General features: G+C 31.0%; 20 protein-coding genes and 1 other RNA gene. 19 read left to right on the top strand and 2 right to left on the bottom strand.

Annotated features, from left to right (window positions below):
* Positions 1-163: 163 nt before the first annotated feature.
* Together ACESR5_RS05750 and ACESR5_RS05755 are read left to right on the top strand one after the other, a co-directional pair.
* Positions 164-532, top strand: a complete 369-nt coding sequence (locus ACESR5_RS05750; RefSeq protein WP_087936364.1) for a diacylglycerol kinase family protein — start codon at positions 164-166, stop codon at positions 530-532.
* 173 nt (positions 533-705) lie between these two features.
* Positions 706-1,113 carry a hypothetical protein gene (locus tag ACESR5_RS05755; RefSeq protein WP_373154660.1) on the top strand — a complete coding sequence of 136 codons (408 nt, stop codon included), beginning with the start codon at positions 706-708 and terminating at the stop codon, positions 1,111-1,113.
* A gap of 25 nt (positions 1,114-1,138) precedes the next feature.
* On the opposite strand, the gene ACESR5_RS05760 is transcribed toward ACESR5_RS05755, so the two are convergent.
* Positions 1,139-1,681 (bottom strand): hypothetical protein, encoded by a 543-nt coding sequence (locus ACESR5_RS05760; protein WP_373154662.1) that lies wholly within the window; start codon positions 1,679-1,681, stop codon positions 1,139-1,141.
* Between the two features lie 197 nt (positions 1,682-1,878).
* Between ACESR5_RS05760 and ACESR5_RS05765 the strand changes: the two genes are divergently transcribed.
* The 17 genes from ACESR5_RS05765 (at position 1,879) to ACESR5_RS05845 (ending at position 19,692) form a co-directional block, all read left to right on the top strand.
* The gene (locus ACESR5_RS05765; protein ID WP_373154664.1) at positions 1,879-2,676 is read left to right on the top strand and encodes a hypothetical protein; all 798 of its coding nucleotides are present in this window, start codon (positions 1,879-1,881) and stop codon (positions 2,674-2,676) included.
* Positions 2,669-3,247: a dipicolinate synthase subunit B gene (locus ACESR5_RS05770; RefSeq protein ID WP_373154665.1), complete on the top strand. Its 579-nt coding sequence runs from the start codon at positions 2,669-2,671 to the stop codon at positions 3,245-3,247. Before ACESR5_RS05765 ends, ACESR5_RS05770 begins: the two co-directional genes overlap by 8 nt.
* Entirely contained in the window at positions 3,248-4,096 is an 849-nt protein-coding gene (dapA, locus tag ACESR5_RS05775) for a 4-hydroxy-tetrahydrodipicolinate synthase (protein WP_087936366.1), read from the top strand. It abuts the gene before it with no gap.
* A 118-nt stretch (positions 4,097-4,214) separates the two neighbouring features.
* Positions 4,215-5,909 (top strand): ribonuclease J, encoded by a 1,695-nt coding sequence (locus tag ACESR5_RS05780; protein ID WP_373154667.1) that lies wholly within the window; start codon positions 4,215-4,217, stop codon positions 5,907-5,909.
* 76 nt (positions 5,910-5,985) lie between these two features.
* A complete protein-coding gene (locus tag ACESR5_RS05785) occupies positions 5,986-8,244 on the top strand; it encodes a DNA translocase FtsK (RefSeq protein WP_373154669.1) in 2,259 nt (752 codons plus the stop codon).
* Positions 8,245-8,385: 141 nt separating this feature from the next.
* Positions 8,386-9,495: a BMP family protein gene (locus tag ACESR5_RS05790; RefSeq protein WP_129739000.1), complete on the top strand. Its 1,110-nt coding sequence runs from the start codon at positions 8,386-8,388 to the stop codon at positions 9,493-9,495.
* A gap of 129 nt (positions 9,496-9,624) precedes the next feature.
* A complete protein-coding gene (locus tag ACESR5_RS05795) occupies positions 9,625-11,160 on the top strand; it encodes an ABC transporter ATP-binding protein (protein ID WP_087297817.1) in 1,536 nt (511 codons plus the stop codon).
* Positions 11,144-12,232: an ABC transporter permease gene (locus ACESR5_RS05800; RefSeq protein ID WP_373154671.1), complete on the top strand. Its 1,089-nt coding sequence runs from the start codon at positions 11,144-11,146 to the stop codon at positions 12,230-12,232. The genes ACESR5_RS05795 and ACESR5_RS05800 overlap by 17 nt, the downstream gene beginning before the upstream one ends.
* A 1-nt stretch (position 12,233) precedes the next feature.
* Entirely contained in the window at positions 12,234-13,181 is a 948-nt protein-coding gene (locus tag ACESR5_RS05805) for an ABC transporter permease (RefSeq protein WP_087297815.1), read from the top strand.
* An 84-nt stretch (positions 13,182-13,265) separates the two neighbouring features.
* Positions 13,266-14,540, top strand: a complete 1,275-nt coding sequence (gene yfmF, locus ACESR5_RS05810) for an EF-P 5-aminopentanol modification-associated protein YfmF (protein WP_373154673.1) — start codon at positions 13,266-13,268, stop codon at positions 14,538-14,540.
* A complete protein-coding gene (gene yfmH, locus ACESR5_RS05815) occupies positions 14,527-15,822 on the top strand; it encodes an EF-P 5-aminopentanol modification-associated protein YfmH (protein ID WP_373154675.1) in 1,296 nt (431 codons plus the stop codon). The genes yfmF and yfmH overlap by 14 nt, the downstream gene beginning before the upstream one ends.
* Before the next feature lie 61 nt (positions 15,823-15,883).
* A non-coding RNA gene (gene ssrS / locus ACESR5_RS05820) (6S RNA) lies at positions 15,884-16,044 on the top strand.
* Positions 16,045-16,062: 18 nt separating this feature from the next.
* Positions 16,063-16,278: a DUF896 domain-containing protein gene (locus tag ACESR5_RS05825; RefSeq protein ID WP_087245256.1), complete on the top strand. Its 216-nt coding sequence runs from the start codon at positions 16,063-16,065 to the stop codon at positions 16,276-16,278.
* Positions 16,279-16,366: 88 nt separating this feature from the next.
* Positions 16,367-18,340: a transketolase gene (tkt, locus tag ACESR5_RS05830; protein WP_373154677.1), complete on the top strand. Its 1,974-nt coding sequence runs from the start codon at positions 16,367-16,369 to the stop codon at positions 18,338-18,340.
* Positions 18,341-18,411: 71 nt separating this feature from the next.
* Positions 18,412-18,765, top strand: a complete 354-nt coding sequence (locus tag ACESR5_RS05835; RefSeq protein WP_087297811.1) for a hypothetical protein — start codon at positions 18,412-18,414, stop codon at positions 18,763-18,765.
* Positions 18,766-18,825: 60 nt separating this feature from the next.
* Positions 18,826-19,026 (top strand): YneF family protein, encoded by a 201-nt coding sequence (locus ACESR5_RS05840; protein ID WP_087245250.1) that lies wholly within the window; start codon positions 18,826-18,828, stop codon positions 19,024-19,026.
* 24 nt (positions 19,027-19,050) lie between these two features.
* Positions 19,051-19,692: a histidine phosphatase family protein gene (locus ACESR5_RS05845; protein ID WP_087297810.1), complete on the top strand. Its 642-nt coding sequence runs from the start codon at positions 19,051-19,053 to the stop codon at positions 19,690-19,692.
* A 31-nt stretch (positions 19,693-19,723) separates the two neighbouring features.
* Here the strand turns inward: ACESR5_RS05845 and plsY are convergent, their stop codons facing one another.
* A complete protein-coding gene (plsY, locus tag ACESR5_RS05850; RefSeq protein ID WP_087245246.1) occupies positions 19,724-20,332 on the bottom strand; it encodes a glycerol-3-phosphate 1-O-acyltransferase PlsY in 609 nt (202 codons plus the stop codon).
* Between the last annotated feature and the right edge of the window lie 13 nt (positions 20,333-20,345).

Here is a 20,345-nt window from a genome sequence, read left to right on the forward strand (position 1 = left end):
TAAATTCTATCATTGGATTTGTAAAATTAAATTCCATATAAATTGATTTAGGGATGGAATTTAGTTTTTCAATTTACTAACATTTATCTAGGGTTAGATTTTTTGTTAAAAAAGTGGAGTCTGCTTTTTTTCTATGATATAATTTTTTAAAGGAGAAAAGACTATGCACAAAGATCCATTTTATAAAAGTTTAGGATATGCTATATCTGGTATTATTCAATGTATTCAAAAAGAAAGAAATATTAAAATACATTTAGTATTTATGTTTTTGGTTATTATATGTGGTTTCCTTTTTCAATTATCTATTACAGAATGGCTGGTTTGTATTTTGTTGTTTGGACTCGTTATTTCTTTAGAGCTAGTCAATACTGCTATTGAAGCGGTTGTCGATTTATGTACGCAAGAATATCATCCTCTTGCTAAAATAGCAAAGGATACTGCAGCAGGTGCTGTTTTAATAAGTGCAATTGCTTCAGTTGTTATAGGGCTTATTATTTTTGTCCCTAAGATTTTGAGTTTAGTAAGCTTATAGGCTTACTTTTTTTGATGAAATGAATAATGCTAATTATGTATCACTGAATATGAATAAAATAATAAAATGTTTGTTTATAAAAAACAGTATAATATTATTCATAAAATTTTTGTTTTTTTCATTATATTTTCACATTGCTTTTGTAATATTGAATGTAAATAAGGAGGAAAAAGATGAAGGAGAAAACAAAAGGTATAATATTATCGGTAGTCGTTATAATCTCTCTTATCACAATATTCATTCATCAGCCTATAGAAATTAAAAGAGATATATTTAATAATACAAGGCATAAAAATGACGAGATTCAATTGATTATGAATGAAGCTGTTGATTTTATAAGTCAAGACGGGATTACAGTGACTCGAGTTCATTATGATGGTAAAGAAAGTCAAGAGACGGAAAATAGACTTATTAATGATTATGGATATCAGGACGCTATAGTTGTTTATCTAGAATTCCATACAGGATTCTTTAACATACCATCTAGATTTATAGGAAACTATCATGCATCCGGATATCAATATGTTTGTATTAAAAATAATAAAGGCATATGGGAATTACATAGCGTTGGTTATGGATAATAACATTATTATTTTTAAAGGTGAATCATTGCAGTGATTCACCTTTGATTCTATATTGATCAATTAAGAAAAGGTATAGACAAATAAAAAAGACATAAAGAATTTCTAGGATTCCACTTACATGACCACTGACTATAAATAAAATAATCAGCACTTGTAAACCACAATGAAAAATCCAGTGAGTTTGAATGTAAATGGATGGATATTGAATAGAAAGATAATGTGTATAGATTTGTAATATCACAATAAAAAATAGTGATGAAATCATCGAAGCATAGACATGGAGTTGTGATAGCCATGATTGATCATTTGAATACGGACATATGGCACCAATACACATTATGAAAGTTGTAAAAACAATAAGATAGGGAATATATTTTGGATAATAATTTAAATATTGAAAATGATGATAAGTCTGATATGCAAAATAAAATGCACAGACAATTGTATAAACAACAACGAGAAGATGATATTCTGGTAATGTAGACACGCCTGTAATATTCTCATACATCACATCTTTACGTGTAGCAATAAATAATGTTGAAAGAAAGATTAAAATATAAGACATATAGACACCTCTTTAAAATTATATACTTTTTTAAAAAAATAAAAAGGAAAATTCTAAACATAGAAAAGAATAAAGATACATGAAAAGATCATATTGATTCTATTTTACCGCACTTGCATCAATTTATTCATATTTTATTGATGGGAAAATGTCACCAATTGGAAAATAATTCATATTTTAAAATGAGGTGACTAGGAATGCTGATTTTTGTTAATCATGATGATTTACGTGGACAGGAAGTCATGGAAGAATTGATGAAAAATGGATATTATGTAACTGATGAATGGAAAGATTTGCGTTATTGTCAAATGATTTATTTGGGTTTAAAAGGAATTGATCGAAAAAATCGACTTTTATTACATCGTGATACAATTATTGTTGATGAAAAAACATGGAAACAGCTGCATCCACAGACAATAATCATAACAATGATTCATAATGATTATCTAGATACATTATCTAAACAATATGGTTTTCAATATTATGCTTTTTTAGATGAGGAAGATTTTGTTGATAAAAATAGTGTTTTGACGGCTGAAGGTGTCATTTCCTATTTGATTTCACATCGTCGTTTTCCTATATATCACAGTCAAATTCATGTGCTGGGGTATGGGCATTGTGGGCAGGTCATTGTTCGTGATTTCATAGCTTTACAAGCCTATGTTCATGTAGGAATAAGAAATCGTCAGCTTTTTGAAGACATTGAAAAAACAGGAGCTAAACCGTATCATTTGGATCATATGGATTTAAGTGATTGTGATGTTTTGATTAATACAATTCCATCGCAGGTAGTGACATCATCTAAGCTTGATCAGGCTCCAACATCTATGATGATTCTTGACATTGCTTCCTATCCATATGGTGTAGATCATCACTATGCATTATCAAAAGGTTTCAATAGTATTATCTTGCCATCTATTCCTAGTAAATATGCATATGGGTATGCTGGTAGGATGATGACAGATTTTATGAAGGAGAAGATGAAAAATGTATAAAATTGGTTTTGCTGTAACAGGTTCATTTTGTAGTATGAATGATATGCTGGAAGTTTTAAAACAAGTTTGTCAACATTATGATGTAGAAGTTTTTATAACGCCACATGTGCATCAACTGGATACTCGTTTTTATACACATGAAGAGCTAGAAGAAAAGATTAAAGAAATCACTCATAAAGATATTCATACAACGATTCAAGAGGCTGAAGTCTATGGACCAAAACCACAATTGAATGCTGTACTTGTCTATCCTTGTGATGCTACGACTTTAAATAAAATAGATTTAGGTATTAATGATAATTGTGTAACAATGTTGGTTAAATCATGTTTACGTAATCAAATTCCAATTGTATTAGGGGTTTATTCAAATGATATTCTATCTAACAGTGGTGTTCATCTTTTTTCACTTTTTAATAAGAAAAATTTTTATTTTGTTCCTATGTTTCAAGACGATTATCAAAGAAAGCCACAAAGCATGATTGCGGCTAAAGATAAAGTATTAGATACATTACATTTCGCATTGAAACATCAGCAAAATCAACCTTTTTTATTAGGGTATAGGAAGATTTAAATGAAAGAAATCTTTACAGCTTTAATAACACCATTCAATCAAGATCAGTCTATTGATTATCCAGGATTATTTCGTTTGTTAGATAAATTGATACATGAAGGTAACAAATCTTTTGTTTTGTGTGGGACAACAGGTGAAACATCTACACTAAAGCTTGAAGAAAGGAGAGTATTAGTAGAAAGAATATTAGATAAATATCCACATATTCGTGTTATTATAGGAATCTGTTCAAATTGTACAGCCGAAGTTATTAGACATATTCAAATGTATAAAGATAATCAGGCTATATATGCTTTTTTAGTTATCGTTCCCTATTATATAAAACCGAATCAGGAAGGAATTTATAGGCACTTTGATATGATTGGAGCTTCAACAGATAAGAAAATAATGATTTATAATATTCCAAGTCGTTGTGGAGTTGGTATTACGCCTTCCACTGTCATTCGATTAGCAACAAAGCATCAAAATATTATTGGAATGAAACAATGTGGACCATTAGATGACATCAAAATAATAAAAAAAGCATTACCGCATTTTAAAGTTTATTTAGGTGATGATCATCTTTTATTAGAAGGTTTACAATATCATATTGATGGTCTTATTTCAGTGGCAAGTCATATTGATTACCCGTTAATTGAAAGAATTATGCAAAAAAGAAAACAATATGATGATGCACATTTGAAGATTTTAAGCCAATTTCTTTTCAAAGAACCAAATCCCGCTCCAGTAAAGTATATTTTAAGTGAAATGGGTTATATTCAAAATATATTAAGAAGTCCTTTGACAAGTATTACACCACAATTGCAACAAGAGTTAGAGTCGCTTATAGAAAATTATCAGAAAAAATAATTTGAAGCCATGAATATAATATGATATGATATTCATACTTTTGAAAACATCTATACACAAAGAGAAAACAAATGTATAATGATATTAAAGAGTAATCATGAAAAGAAAGGGTGAAAAAATGAAAAATGATGTCATAAAGTTTATACCTATGGGTGGACAAGCTGAAATGGGTAAAAGTATGTATTGTTTTGAAATTAATGATAAAATTTTTATAATAGATTCAGGATTTCGATTCCCTGATTCAGATAAACTAGGTGTTGATATCATCATTCCTAGTTTTACATATTTAGAAGAAAGAGCTGATCAGGTTGCGGCAATTATCATAACACATGGTCATGATGACGCTATGGCAGCACTGCCTTATTTACTTCAAAGCATTCATGCTCCTGTTTATGCACCACAATTAACAGCACTTTTAATCAAACAAATGATAGAACGTTTTCAACGTCATAATCATGTAAAAATTGATTTGGATTTACATGCTGTTCATCGCAATGCTTCTATTGATATCGAAGGTGTTCCTGTTGAATTTTTCCCAGTGACACATTCTATTCCTGGAAGTGTTGGAGTAGCACTTTGGACAAGTTATGGTTATCTTGTTTATAGTGGTGAATTTATTATTGATTTTGGTGCTCCAAAGGAATTTCAATGTGATATTCAAAAAATGATGGAAATTGGTAAGAAAGGTGTTTTGGCATTATTAGTTGAATCGTCAGGTGCTAAACACGATGGATATACTTCTCCAAATCATAAACTGACAAATAAGATTGATCATATATTTGAAGATAGCTATGAAAGAATCATTATTTCTAGTTATGCGCAAAATGTCTTTAGAACTCAGGAAATTATTGAACTTACAAAAAAATACAAACGTCAAATCGTTTTTTATGGACGTGATAAATATGATAATACAAATAGTTTATTGAGAATTGCCCAAAGATCTAAAAAGCCTGTTTTAAATGTACCTGATTCATTATTAGGTGATAAAGAAAAAATTGGTCAGCCACAATATGACAGTAACTATGTTATCTTGTTAAGTGGTAGTCCACGTCGTATCTATCATGATATTTGTGATATTATTGATGGTGGAGATGACTTATTGAAATTAAGAAAAGGTGATACATTTATTGTTGCTTCACCCGTCTTGCCAGGTACTGAAAAGATTGCTAATAAAGCACATAATGGATTATATAAAACAGATGCACATGTTCATCTGTTAAAAAATAAAGATTTATTTTCTATGCATGCATCAAAAGAAGATCTTAAAGTTATTATTCAAATATTTAAACCAAAATACTATATTCCAATGAAAGGTGAATATCAGCATTTTATCTTTAATCAACAAATTGCCAAAGATATGGGAATCCCTGATAAGCATATCATTATTATGGATAATGGGGAACGTGTAACATTTGAAAAGGGAGAATTATTACAAAGTCGTGATGTGTATGAGATTGATGATGTCATGATTGATGGTATCGGTATTGGTGATGTTGGTGAAAAGGTCATTGATGATCGTATTCAATTAGCAAATGATGGAGTGGTCATTGTTGGACTAACAATATCACGAGAAACAAAAGAAATTGTTGCTCAAACGGATTGTCAAAGTCGAGGATTTGTTTATTTAAAAGATTCTGAATATGTTATTAAGCATGTTATTGAAATTTGTGAAAAAGTTGTTGGTCAGTTAAAAGATAATCCTGATATGGAAATTGCTGAAATAAGAAGTATGATGAAAGAACAGTCAATGAAATATATTATAAAGGAAACTGGCAAGAAACCTGTTTTTATTGGTGTTGTTGTCGAGATATAGGCAAGAGAAATCTTGCTTTTTCTTTTCATTAATGTGAGATTTTGCTATAATGGAAAAATGAAAGAAGGTGAGCATAATGGCGAAAACAAAGCGTTCAAAAAAATCTAAGAATCAGATTTTGGAAGAAAAGTTACGTTTGAGAATTATTATTTTATTTGTGATCTTTGCTATTATTGTATCAGCTTTACGATTGGGATTTATTGGACAGGGAATTCATAATTGTGTTGCTTTTTTAACCGGAAATTTATACGGTGTTGTTTATTTAGCACTTCTTGTCGTCTGTATATATATATTATGTAAGGCTCAAATTCCACGTTTGAATGGACCAGAAGCAATTGGTATTTATGCGATTTTTATCAGTATGTTGACTATTGCTTCTATTCCTAGTCAGCCACAGGCAAGTGGAATGGGGGTTATTTCTACATATCTTCAGAGTCAACAGATGAATAAAGGTGGATTTATTGGCATTTGTTTATATGGTGTTTTTAGTTCGCTGTTTGAAAGTTTAGGTGCATTGATTTTATCAATTATTATTTTGATTATTGGTTTGGCGTTGATTTTTAGTAAACTTTATTTTCAACATCAAAAAACAAAGAAGAAAAAACCAAAAGTATCTAAACAAGAAGAAACACCAGTACAAACAATTGTTTTAAAAAAGAAATCTCATTTCTTTGATTTCTTGTCAAAAGATAAAGAAATTCCTCTTTTTCCTGATTCTGCTTTTGATGATGTTGAAGAAAAGATTGATCCAGAAATGACAAGTGCTTTTGAATTTGATCAAGATAATATGAAATTGGATATTAAAGAAAAAAAACCTTTAAAAATCAAAGAAGAAAAGGATAGTCCTCAAGAATCTTACATAGAGCCACCTAAGAAAACAGATTTATCACACTATCAGTTACCGCCACTATCATTGTTGTCAACAAGATCAACGCATAATGTTTCTAAAGAAAAGAGTGCAGCAAACAAGAATGCTGCAAGATTAACCAATGTTCTTAAACAATTTGGGGTCAATGCAACAATAGAAAATGCTTTTATAGGACCGACAATTACAAAGTATGAATTGAAATTGGAAATTGGTACACGTGTTAATAAAATCTTACAGTTACAGGATGATATCAAGCTTGCATTAGCAACGGCAGATATTAGAATTGAAGCTCCTATACCAGGGAAACCTTATGTTGGAATTGAAGTTCCTAATCAAAGCGCAGCAATGGTTGGTTTTAAAGATGTTTTAAAAAGTTTATTATCAAATTCAAAATATCAGCATAATCCACTTGTTGTAGCATTAGGAAAAGATGTGTCTGGGAAACCTGTTTTTGCACAATTGGATAAAATGCCTCATTTATTAATTGCAGGGGCAACAGGTTCAGGGAAATCTGTTTGTGTCAATACAATTATTTCATCTATTTTGATGCGAGCTAAACCAGATGAGGTGAAATTGATTTTAGTCGATCCTAAAAAAGTTGAATTATCTATTTATAATGGAATTCCTCATTTGTTGGCACCTGTTGTTACTGATCCTAAAAAAGCAGCTGCAGTTTTACGAGAAGTCGTTGCTGAAATGGAAAGACGTTATGATTTGTTTGCAAGTGTAAATGCAAGAAATATCCAAGGATATAATGAATTTGCGAAAACATATAATGAAGATCATACTGATGAACCAAAAGAAATTTTACCTTATCATGTTATTATCTTAGATGAAGTTGCTGATTTAATGATGGTTGCCAGTAAAGATGTTGAAGATTGTATTATGCGTATATCACAAATGGCTAGAGCAGCTGGTATTCATTTGATAGTTGCGACTCAAAGACCTTCTACAGATATTATTACAGGTGTCATTAAGGCCAATATACCATCACGTATAGCTTTTGCAGTGTCATCAAGCATTGATTCACGTACAATTTTGGATACATCTGGAGCAGAAAAACTATTAGGAAAAGGGGATATGCTTTTTTCACCAATGGGATCATCTTCGCCAATGCGTGTTCAAGGATGTTTTGTAAGTGATGAAGAAGTGTCAGCCATTGTTCATTATGTCTCTTCTCAACAAGAAGCGGTTTATGAAGACAAATATGTCAATGTCAAGTCTATTTCCTCAACACAGGGAAGTGATGACTTTGATGAAGAAGACGAAGAATACGAAAAATGTAGAGAATTTGTTATTCAGGCTCAAAAGGCCAGTACATCTTTATTACAACGTAAATTTAGAATAGGTTATAATAAAGCAGCTCGTATTATTGACCGTTTGGAAGAAGAAGGGGTTATTGGACCACAGCTTGGTAGTAAACCTCGTGAAGTTTATATTCGACAATATCATGAAGAAGATTTATAAAAAACATTGAATATATCAATAAAAATAAAATATTCTAAAAAAGGGAGAATGACGAATATAAAGATATTTGTCGTTTTCTCTTTTTATTTTGTGAAAATAATGTTAAAATATGGTTAGAATGTTAAAGGAGGAAAACAAGATATGAAAAAAATGTTTGCGTCTTTATTGGCATTATCTATGGTGTTAGTAGGATGTGGTGGTGATGGAGGTGATTCTGCATCTAGTTCAAAGCCTGAAATTGTTATGTTAACTGACAAAGGTACTATTGATGATAAGTCATTCAACCAAGGTACATATGAAGGTGTTAAAGCATATGCAGACAAAAATGGAATTGAATGTACATACATCAAACCTGTTGATGCAACAACAGATGAATACAACAATTCTATTGATCAGGCTGTAAAATCAGGAGCAAAAGTTGTTGTGTGTCCTGGATATTTATTTGAAGAATCAATCTATATCAAACAAACTGAATACCCTGATGTTAAATTTATTTTAATTGATGGAAACCCACATGATGCAAGTTATGAAGACTATAAAACTGAAAAGAACACAATCGGTATTACTTTCCAAGAAGAACAAGCTGGTTATTTAGCTGGATATGCTGCTGTTAAAGATGGTAATACAAGCTTAGGATTCATGGGTGGACAAGCAGTACCTGCTGTTATGAACTTTGGATATGGTTATGTTCAAGGTGCTAATGATGCTGCTAAAGAATTAGGTATTACAGTCAAAATGAAATATCATTATACAGGTGGATTTAGTGCAACTCCTGAAATTCAAACAAAAGCTTCTTCATGGTATAAAGATGGAGTCACTATTGTGTTTGGATGTGGTGGTTCTGTAGGAAACTCTGTTATGGCTGCTGCTGAAGCAAGTAATCCTGTAGGAAAAGTTATTGGTGTTGACGTTGATCAATCTTCTGAATCTGATACAGTTGTCACTTCTGCATATAAAAAATTAGGTGATGCTGTTCAAAAAGCGCTTGAATCTATTTATAGTGGAGATTTCGATAAAACTGATGATACAAATATCCAATTTAGAGGTGGACAAAATATTGTTTTAGGTGCTAAAGATGGAGATGTTGGTTTACCATTAGAAACTTCTAAATTTGAAAAATTTACTGAAGCTGATTATAATGCAATTTATGATAAAATTGTTGATGGTTCTGTAACAATTAAAAATAACAAAGATGCTGAATCTCCAAAAGATTTAAATTGTTCAAATGTAGAATTAACAATAGAAAATTAATTGAAATGGTTAAGGCTTGAAATTCATAATTTTCAAGCCTTATTTTGTTAAATGAATTTTATTGTTGTGATTTTCTTGAAAATTAAGTTATAATAAATAATGAAGATAAATTAAAAAAGGAGGAAGAAAATGGAAAACGTTATCGAGATGCGACATATTACGAAAGTTTTTCCGGGAATCATTGCAAACGATGACGTGACTATTGAATTAAGAAAAGGTGAGATTCATGCACTGCTGGGGGAAAATGGTGCAGGAAAATCAACTTTGATGAGTGTCTTGTTTGGGCTATATCAACCTGAAAAGGGAGAGATTTTAAAGAATGGTCATGTTGTTCAAATTAATAATCCTAATGATGCAAACAGCTTGGGAATTGGAATGGTTCACCAACATTTTAAATTAGTTCATAATTTTACTGTTTTAGAGAATATCGTTTTAGGTGCCGAAGATACAAAACATGGTTTCCTTTATATGAAAAATGCTCGAAAAAAAGTAGAAGAAATTTCTCAACGTTATAATTTAAAAGTTGATTGTGATGCCTTGATTAGTGATATTACTGTGGGAATGCAACAACGTGTTGAAATTATTAAGATGTTATATCGTGATAATGAGGTTTTGATTTTTGATGAACCAACCGCTGTTTTAACACCACAAGAAATTGAAGAACTTATGCAAATCATGAGAGATTTAGCAAAAGAAGGTAAATCTATCTTATTCATTACACATAAGTTAAATGAAATTAAAGAAGTGGCAGATCGTTGTACTGTACTTAGAAAAGGTAAATATATTGGAACAATTGATGTTGCCGCAACAACTAAAGAAGAAATGTCTGAAATGATGGTTGGTCGAAAAATCAATTTAACAACTGAAAAAACTGAGTCACATCCAACAGATGATATTTTGGTTGTAAAAAATCTTTCAGTAGGTAAAAAAGGACATAAAAATCCTGTAAATAATGTTAGCTTTTCTGTAAGAAAAGGAGAGATTGTTTGTATCGCAGGTATAGACGGTAACGGTCAAACAGAACTTGTACAAGCTATTACAGGATTGATGCCTGTTTTAGATGGGACAATATCGTTAAATGGAAAAGATATTACACACGCTTCCATACGTCAAAGAAATGTGAGTGGTATTTCACATATCCCTGAAGATCGTCATAAACATGGACTTGTTTTGGATTATCCACTTTCTTATAATTTGGTTTTACAAAGATATTTTGAACCTCAATTTTCACAGCATGGCTTTTTGAAATTTGAAGAAATTGAAAAATATTCTGAAAAATTGATTGAGCAATACGATATAAGAAGTGGTCAAGGTTCAAAAACAATTGCTAGAAGCATGTCTGGTGGTAATCAGCAAAAAGCAATTATTGCTAGAGAAATTGATAAAGATCCTGATTGTTTAATTGCTGTACAACCAACAAGAGGATTGGATGTAGGAGCTATTGAATATATTCATAAACAAATCATTCGTGAAAGAGATGAAGGAAAAGCTGTTTTATTGATTTCTTTAGAGCTTGATGAAGTTATGAATTTGTCTGATAGAATTTTAGTTATCTATGAAGGTGAAATTGTTGGGGAACTTAATCCTAAAGAAATCACTGTACAAGAATTAGGACTTTATATGGCAGGAAGTAAGAGAGGTGATACAAATGAAAAAGCTGTTTAAATCTGAAGCATCACTTAATTTTGCATCTTCTGTCACTGCGATTATTGCGGGGTTAATTATAGGATTAATTGTTATTATTATTGCGAATCCATCAAACGCATTGAATGGGTTTTTAACTCTCATTCAAGGTGGCTTTAGTAATGGAACAAGAGGAATTGGACAAGTTTTGAATAATGCAACGCCTATTATTTTAACTGGTTTATCAGTGGGATTTGCTTTTAAAACAGGACTTTTTAACATTGGAACTCCTGGACAGTTTGTTGTTGGGGCATTTGTAGCTATTTATATTGGTGTCGAATGGACTTTTCTTCCTGGTGCTATTCACTGGCTGATTGCTATTCTTTTTGCAGCATTAGCTGGAGCGTTATGGGGATGTGTTCCAGGAATTATGAAAGCCTATTTAAATGTTAATGAAGTTATTGCTTCAATTATTATGAATTATATTGGAATGTATACAGTTAATTATATCGTTCCATTAACAGTATTTAATATTAATAAAAATGAAACATTACCAGTAGCCTCAAGTGCTGTTATTCCACAATTTGGAATTGAACATCTTATTCCAAATGTGAATGGAGGTATTGTTATTGCGATTATTCTCGTTGTTGTTATTCATATCATTCTCAACAAATCTGTACTTGGTTATGAATTAAAGGCTTGTGGTTTTAATCGTGATGCGAGTAAGTATGCTGGTATTAATGCTAAACAAAAAATTGTTTGCTCTATGATGATCGCAGGAGCATTAGCTGGTATTGGTGGTGCTTTGGTTTATTTAGGTGGAACTGGAAAATGTTTGGCAGTTGTAGATACTTTAGCACCTGAAGGATTTAATGGTATAGCTGTTGCTTTATTAGGTCTTTCTAGTCCTTTTGGTATTTTAGCAGCTGGATTATTTATTGCTCATTTAACAATTGGTGGTTCATTAATGCAAATTTATGGATTTATTCCACAAATTGTTGATATTATTATAGCAATTATTATTTATTTCTCAGCATTTGCACTTATGGTTAAGGGTATTATAGCAAATGGTTTCCATTTTAAGAAGAAACCTAAAGTAAAGGAGGGACAATAATATGAGTGATATTTTATTCTTATTTCAACAGACAATGTTCTTCTTTATTCCACTTTTAATTGTTGCATTGGGTGGTTTATTCTCTGAACGTAGTGGTATTATTAATATTGCGTTAGAGGGTATGATGATTATTGGAGCATTTGCAGGAATCTTTTTCATTCACTTTTTTCAAGAGGCAATGGATCCACAAATTTGTTTGTTGATTGCTTTACTTATTGCTGGTTTATCTGGAACATTATTTGCTTTATTCCATGCAATTGCCTCTATTAATATGAAAGCCGATCAAACAATTAGTGGTACTGCATTGAATATGTTTGCACCTGCATTTTGTATATTTGTTGCTAGATTAGTTCAACAAACACAACAGGTTGAATTTTCTAATACATTTAGAATTACAAAAGTTCCAGTTCTTGGAGATATTCCATTTATTGGAGAGTTCCTTTTCCAAAATACATATATTACAAACTTTTTAGGAATTCTTATTTTGATTTTGTCATGGCTGATTTTATATAAAACACGTTTTGGACTTAGATTACGTTCTTGTGGTGAATTGCCACAAGCAGCTGACAGTGCTGGTATTAATGTTTATAAAATTCGTTATGCTGGAACGCTTATTTCAGGATTCTTAGCTGGTATTGGAGGATTAATATTTATTGTTCCTACAAGTACAAACTTTAATGCAGACGTTGCTGGTTATGGGTTCTTAGCATTAGCTGTATTGATTTTTGGACAATGGAAACCTTGGCATATTGCTGGAGCAGCTTTCTTCTTTGGATTTATGAAAACTATTGCTTCTGCCGGTTTACCATTCCTAGCTTCGTTAGCTATTCCAAATTACTTTTATAAAATCACACCATATGTGGCAACACTTATTGTATTAGCTTTTACATCTAAAAATTCTGCTGCACCACGTGCGGAAGGAGAACCGTTTGATAAAGGTAAACGTTAAGATCAAGAGAATCTCTTGGTCTTTTTTATTTTAATTTGTTGAAAATTGAGTATAATATATGTGTATACGAATTGGAGGTTATTTATGGAAAACGTCTATCAAATGTCGGGATATACTTTACATCTTATTCCAACTCAAAAATTTAAAACAATGACAATTTCATTAAGATTACAAAGTCCGTTATTGAAAGAAACAACAACAATGAGAACATTATTAACATTTGTCATGATGGCAGCAACACAAGATTATCCATCTACTAAATCTTTGGCGCGTTATCTGGATGAAAACTATGGAGCAAGCTTGTCTACACATATTACAACAAAAGGAAAGTCACACGTTATCAATGTGACAACGAGCTTTGTGAATGATGCTTATTTGCCTACCAAAGAAAACTTATTAGAAAAGCAATTACAATTATTAAGTGATTTATTTTATCGTCCATTGATAGTTGACAATGGTTTTGATGAAACAATCGTGCAACTCAAAAAGAAAGAATTAAAAGAAAAACTACAAGCTAATAAAGATGATAAGTTTTCATATTCTTTAGATAAATTGTTTGAATATATGGGTAGAGATCAAGTGTTGGGTATTCCAAGTACTGGTTATGAAAATGAAATTCAAAAGATTACACCTCAACAGCTTTATCAGTATATGAAAAAATGTATTGTTGAAGATGAAAAACATATTTATGTTGTTGGTGATATTCCAGAAAATATTGTAGATATTTTTCAACGTCTTTTGCAATTTCCAGAACAATACTATGATTATCCTTCAGCATATATTTTTCAAAGTCCTCGTCATGAACTTTTAGAAGTCATTGAAAAACAGGATATTACGCAATCTAAGTTGAATTTAGGATACCAGATTCAATGTGATTTTACATCGCCACAGCATTATGCATTTACTGTTTTTAATGCCATATTTGGTGGATTTTCACAATCGCGTTTATTTCAGGTTGTAAGAGAGAAACATAGTTTATGTTATTATATTTCTTCTAGTTATGATGCTTTTAATGGCATGATGATTGTCAATGCTGGAATTGAACAGAAAGATTATCAAAAGACTCTTGATTTGATTCATCAACAGCTTAGTGATTTACAGAATGGAAATGTTCGTGAAGAAGAAATGAAAATCGCGAAAATGATGCTTACAAATGCTTTAAAAAAGACAAATGATGAAGCAAGTAGTATGATTGCCTTGGCTTATAACCGTGACATCACTCATGTTCGTGAAACGAGTGAAGAATATATTGAAAAATTAATGAATGTAACTTTAGAAGAAATTGTTGACGTTGCTAAAAAAGTAAAACTGGATACAATTTACTTCCTTACAGGAAAGGAGTTCCATGAAAATAATTAAAGATCCAACATTAAAGGAAACGTTATATTATGAAGAAATGAAAAATGGATTAAAAGTTTATCTTTTACCTAAAGTTGGTTTTTCCAAAACATATGGTCTATTTTCTACACGTTTTGGTTCTATAGATACGACTTTTGTTCCTCTACATGAATCTGAAATGATAAAAGTTCCTGATGGAATTGCTCATTTCTTAGAACATAAAATGTTTGAAATGGAAAATGGTGATGCAAGTGATGCCTTTGCAAGATTAGGTGCGAATACAAATGCTTTTACTTCTTCTTCAAGAACTGCATATTTATTTAGTACAACAAGTCATGAAAAAGAATGTATTGAGTTATTACTTGATTTTGTACAAGATATTTATTTAACAGATGAAAATGTTGAAAAAGAAAAAGGAATCATCAATCAGGAAATCAGAATGTATGATGATGATCCAGACTGGCGATGCTATTTTGGAAGTATTCAAAACTTATATCAGCATCATCCTGTGAAAATTGATATTGCAGGAACTGTTGAAACAGTTGCTTCTATTGATAAAGATACATTAGAAAAATGTTATCATACTTTCTATCATCCTAGTAACATGATGCTATTTGTGGTAGGAAATATTGATCCTCAACAAACTATGCAACTTATTAGAGGAAACCAGGAAAATAAGCATTTTGAAAAAGAAAATCCTATTCAAAGAGAAGTTGTTAATGAACCATTAGAGGTAGCTCAAAATGATGCAATTTTATATATGGATGTAACTATGCCTAAAATTATTGTATCATTAAAAATAAATGATATTTTACAATCCCCACAAGAACGTTTAAAAAGAGAATTAGGTATGAACTTATTATTAGATATTTTCTTTGCAAAGAGTTCTTCATTATATGAGAAGTGGCTAACAGATGAGTTGATTAATGATAGTTTTAGTGCTCAATTTACACAAGAAAGAGATTATTGTTTCTTACAAATAGGAGGAGATACTCTATATCCTGATAAATTGAAAAACAAGATTTATGATTTTGTTAGACATATTCATGATTATTCCATTTCTAAGGATGATTTTGAACGTCTAAAGAAAAAAACAATGGGGATTTTGATATCTGTTTTCAATAGTCCTGAAGCTATTGCAAATATGTTTAGTCGATATTATTTTGAAGGTGTTATGATTTTTGAATTAATAGATTGTTTAAATGGTTTAACATTAGATGATTTAAATCAATTAAAAGATTTATTTGATATACAATATATCAGTTCATTTACTGTTCTACCGCAAAATCAATCACAAAAATAAAGACATTTTATAGAATGAAAGATTTCACTATTTACACAATTTATTTTTATGTTATAATGTGAGTGACCTAAGAGATATATGTATTTCCTACACGATAGATAAGGGAATCTGACTGTTGTCTGATGGTGTTGAAAACCTATCTTGAATAGGGATCCTAAAATTGGACACAAGATACCCACCTGCATATACCAGGGATTAATCTAAAAAACTCTTAGGTTTTTCTTTTTGAGGAGGAAAAACATGGAGAAAATAAGTGATGAGATGATTAATGAGATTAATGCTCTTGCAAGAAAAAGTAAAACTGAAGGTTTAAATGAGGAAGAAAAGAAAAGACAACAGGAATTACGTAAAGAATATCTTCGTTTATTTCGTAAAGGGTTTAAACAACAGCTTCAGCATGTCAAAGTTGTCGATCCTAAAGGGAATGATATAACACCTTCTAAACGAAAAAACTAAGGAAATCTTAGATTATGTCAAATCTTGTTTGATATTCATGTGTTTTTGTGTATAATGTTAGTGTGTTAGAAGGAGGAATAATGAGATAATGAATCAATCTGAACTATCAATTGCAACGATTAGATCACTTGGGATAGATATGATTAATAAAGCCAACTCAGGACATCCTGGAATGGTATTAGGATCTGCTCCAGCTTTATATTCCTTATTTACAAAAGAGTATAAAGTTTTTCCAGCACATTCTCAGTGGATTAATCGTGATCGTTTTGTTTTAGCAAGTGGACATGCGTCTTCACTGTTATATAGCCTATTACATTTATCTGGTTTCCAAGTTTCAATGGATGATTTGAAACAATTCAGACAATGGGGAAGCTGCACACCAGGACATCCTGAAGTAGAACTGACAGATGGTGTTGATGCTTCTAGTGGACCTTTAGGTCAAGGTATCCCAATGGCTGTTGGAATGGCTATGGCTGAAGCTTTTTTAGCAACAAGATACAATAAAAAAGATTATCCAGTGATTGACCACTATACATATGTATTATGTGGTGATGGAGATATGCAAGAAGGTGTCACTTATGAGGCTTCATCATTGGCTGGGCATCTTTCATTAGGAAAGCTTATCGTGCTTTATGATGCGAATAATGTGACTCTTGACGGTCCTTTAAATTATTCATTCAGTGAAGATGTAAAGAAACGTTATGAGTCTATGAATTGGCAAGTCATTTGTGTTCAAGATGGGAATGATTATGAATCTATTGCAAAAGCCATTAAAAAAGCTAAAAAAGAAGTTTATAAACCGACTTTGATTATCGTGAATACTATTATTGGATTTGGTTCTCGAAATCAGGGAACAAGTAAAGTTCATGGTGCTCCTCTTGGAGAAGAAGATGGACAATATGCAAAAAGACAATATGGATTTGAATATGATAATTTCTTTGTTCCTGAAGAAGTTTATGATGATTTTAAGAAAAATGTATTTAATCGTGGTAAACGTGCTTATAATAAATGGAACAAAATGATGGATACATATAAAACAGAATATCCTGATTTATACCAGGAATTATTTCAAAATATAAATGATGAATATTCTTTTGATGAAACTGCTTTTATAGAAGAATATCAAGATGATATAAGTGAAGCAACACGTGTAACAAGTGAAAAATTAATCAATGCTATTGCAGCACAAAACCCAACATTCCTATCAGGAACTGCAGATTTAGCATCTTCTACAAAAACAATTATCAAAAATGCAGAACGTTTTAGTTGTGAGAATTATGGAGGACGTAATTTATTCTTTGGAATCCGTGAATTTGCAATGGTTGCAATAATGAATGGGATGACTTTACACAAAGGTATCAAGGTTGCTGCTGGTGGATTTATGGTGTTTAGTGATTATTTCAAAGCTGCATTAAGAATGGCATGCTTAATGAAATTACCTATTATTTTACCACTATCACATGATTCAATTGCTGTAGGGGAAGATGGTCCAACACATCAACCAGTTGAACAATTGGCAATGTTACGTTCGATGCCAAATATTCAAGTGATAAGAGCAGCTGATGCTTATGAAATGTGTGGTGCTTGGAAAAAAGCGGTTGAAACAAATGATTGTCCAACTGCGCTTATCTTAACAAGACAAAATGTAACAAATTTCACTCATGCAACTTATGAAGATGTTTGTCATGGGGCATATGTTGTTTCTCAAGAAAAAGACAATTTAGATGGTATTATCATTGCAACTGGTAGCGAAGTAGAATTAGCTATGCAGGCACAAAAGGCGTTATTAGAACAAGGAAAAGATGTTCGAGTTGTATCAATGCCTTCAATGGAATTATTTGATCAGCAGGATGATTTATATAAAGAAAAGGTTTTACCAAAACATATCAGAAAACGTCTTGCTGTTGAAATGGCTTGTGATTTTGGTTGGCATAAATATGTAGGATTAGACGGAAAAGTTATTTCTGTTAATCAATTTGGCGCAAGTGCTCCAGCCAATATCGTTATCCAAAAATATGGTTTTACTGTTGAAAACATTGTTGAAACATACTTATCACTTTAAGAACCTGTAATAGGTTCTTTTTTTGACATATTTTTTATTGGTAAAGGATTATAATAAACATGGTGATGAATATGAAATATAAAATTGTCTGCGTTAAGGAACGTTTTGTGGAATTTGTAAATATGTATCCTGATTTTTTGAAACAAGTTTATCAGGAACAAGATAATATGTATAAGACTAAACAGATAGAATTGATTTTTTCTAATATGGTTAACGAAAAAGAAAAACTTTTACATAAAATTCAATCACGTGAACATTATTCCTATTATCATGGAATTCATCAGCTTTTTAATCCTATAACTCAAGAAAAGATGACAATTATCATGAATGAATATGATTTACAAATAGAAGAAGAGGGTAGCAATCATCATATATATGATATGATATCGTCTTTTTCTAAAAATTTTTATATGATTACGAAATAATTTTGCAAAAAGCATAGGACTATGTTATAATAATTTGGTAATTGAATGGAGGATTGAAAAATGTTATATGGAATTTTAGGACTTTTAATAGGTCTTGTTATAGGATTCTTTGCTGCTCGTTATTTCTTCAAAAGAAATTTAAAGAAGAATCCACCAATTAATGAAAAAATGATTCGTGCTATGTTTATGGAAATGGGACGTAAACCTAATGAAACACAAATCAAACGAATTATGAAAAGCATTAATGATCAATATAAATAAGGGATATCCCTTATTTTTTCGTATATGAAGATATATATAACACGTCATTCTAAAACTCTTTGGAATGAACAAAAAAGGTTGCAGGGACGTTTAGATTCCCCATTGACTCAAGAAGGTATTGACAATGCTCTTGCCTTAAAAAAATATCTCACAGATAATGCTTTGCAATTTGATTGTGTTTACTCTAGTCCCATACCACGTGCCTATCAGACAGCTTGTTTATTATTTGGTCAAGAAAAAGTAATAACTGATGATCGTTTGATGGAAATGAATTTTGGAGTTTTTGAAGGACAAAAAATTGCTGATTTATTAAAAAATCAGCACGAATTATATCACCAGTTATGGAATCAACCAGAGTTGTTTGAGAGAATTCCACAAGGTGAAAGTTATGATGAAGTCATGACAAGAGTCAAAAGCTTTTTGAATGATTTAAAACAAATGGACTCAGATAGTCAAATCTTTATTGTTACTCATGGAATGTGTTTTGTGATTTTTATGGCTGTTATTTTACAATTAGACAAAAAAGATTTCGTAAAAATCAATCAACAGATTGTTGAAGGATGCTCTTTAACGTGTATTGAAGAACATGATGGCATTTATCAAGTTTTATCTTATAACGATCATCATTTTTTACCGCATGTTATGCATGCAAGTTTTGCAAAATAAAAACCTGAGTGTTAAAAAAACATTCAGGTTTTTACATCCATGTAATTTTATTTTCAGTACCATTTCTTAATCTTTGAATATTACTTCTATGTTTATAGACAAGTAAAGCAACTATACATATATTCGTGATAATACCAATTGTGCTGTAACCTAAAAAAGGAGATATAACTGCAATTGATATTGCTCCAAGAATTGATGCTAAAGAAACATATTTTGAAATCTTTAATGTAAGCAAGAAAATAACCAATGCAATACAAAATGCATAAATATTTGTCATTAATGCATACCCAATAGCGACTGATACAGCTTTTCCACCTCTAAATCCAGCAAAGATAGGATAACAGTGTCCTATCACACATGCTAAAGCACATGGGTAAATAATATTCATATCAAGTTCCATATATTTGGCAACTGTTCCAGCAATAAGAATAGAAATACAGCACTTAGAAGCATCTAATATAATAACTGATAGTCCTGCTTTTTTTCCTAGAACTCTTCCAGCATTGGTTCCACCTAAATTACCAGAGCCACTATTTCTTACATCAGTATGATAAAATAGTTTTCCTATAACTAAGGCAAATGGTATTGAACCGTATAAATATCCCATTAAAATTAATAGTAAATATATTAATATATCCATTTTTTCACTTCCC

The organism is Clostridium sp. AUH-JLR23, assembly GCF_964238065.1.
Taxonomy (GTDB): Bacteria; Bacillota_I; Bacilli_A; order Erysipelotrichales; family Coprobacillaceae; genus Allocoprobacillus; species Allocoprobacillus merdigallinarum.

Coding starts and splice junctions, on each gene's coding strand:
- ACESR5_RS05790 (WP_129739000.1), top strand. CDS start 8,386: ATGAAAAAAATGTTTGCGTCTTTATTGGCATTATCTATGGTGTTAGTA.
- tkt (WP_373154677.1), top strand. CDS start 16,367: ATGAATCAATCTGAACTATCAATTGCAACGATTAGATCACTTGGGATA.
- ACESR5_RS05755 (WP_373154660.1), top strand. CDS start 706: ATGAAGGAGAAAACAAAAGGTATAATATTATCGGTAGTCGTTATAATC.
- ACESR5_RS05760 (WP_373154662.1), bottom strand. CDS start 1,681: ATGTCTTATATTTTAATCTTTCTTTCAACATTATTTATTGCTACACGT.
- ACESR5_RS05785 (WP_373154669.1), top strand. CDS start 5,986: ATGGCGAAAACAAAGCGTTCAAAAAAATCTAAGAATCAGATTTTGGAA.
- ACESR5_RS05765 (WP_373154664.1), top strand. CDS start 1,879: ATGCTGATTTTTGTTAATCATGATGATTTACGTGGACAGGAAGTCATG.
- ACESR5_RS05845 (WP_087297810.1), top strand. CDS start 19,051: ATGAAGATATATATAACACGTCATTCTAAAACTCTTTGGAATGAACAA.
- yfmH (WP_373154675.1), top strand. CDS start 14,527: ATGAAAATAATTAAAGATCCAACATTAAAGGAAACGTTATATTATGAA.
- yfmF (WP_373154673.1), top strand. CDS start 13,266: ATGGAAAACGTCTATCAAATGTCGGGATATACTTTACATCTTATTCCA.
- ACESR5_RS05750 (WP_087936364.1), top strand. CDS start 164: ATGCACAAAGATCCATTTTATAAAAGTTTAGGATATGCTATATCTGGT.
- ACESR5_RS05780 (WP_373154667.1), top strand. CDS start 4,215: ATGAAAAATGATGTCATAAAGTTTATACCTATGGGTGGACAAGCTGAA.
- dapA (WP_087936366.1), top strand. CDS start 3,248: ATGAAAGAAATCTTTACAGCTTTAATAACACCATTCAATCAAGATCAG.
- ACESR5_RS05805 (WP_087297815.1), top strand. CDS start 12,234: ATGAGTGATATTTTATTCTTATTTCAACAGACAATGTTCTTCTTTATT.
- ACESR5_RS05795 (WP_087297817.1), top strand. CDS start 9,625: ATGGAAAACGTTATCGAGATGCGACATATTACGAAAGTTTTTCCGGGA.
- ACESR5_RS05800 (WP_373154671.1), top strand. CDS start 11,144: ATGAAAAAGCTGTTTAAATCTGAAGCATCACTTAATTTTGCATCTTCT.
- ACESR5_RS05835 (WP_087297811.1), top strand. CDS start 18,412: ATGAAATATAAAATTGTCTGCGTTAAGGAACGTTTTGTGGAATTTGTA.
- ACESR5_RS05770 (WP_373154665.1), top strand. CDS start 2,669: ATGTATAAAATTGGTTTTGCTGTAACAGGTTCATTTTGTAGTATGAAT.
- ACESR5_RS05840 (WP_087245250.1), top strand. CDS start 18,826: ATGTTATATGGAATTTTAGGACTTTTAATAGGTCTTGTTATAGGATTC.
- ACESR5_RS05825 (WP_087245256.1), top strand. CDS start 16,063: ATGGAGAAAATAAGTGATGAGATGATTAATGAGATTAATGCTCTTGCA.
- plsY (WP_087245246.1), bottom strand. CDS start 20,332: ATGGATATATTAATATATTTACTATTAATTTTAATGGGATATTTATAC.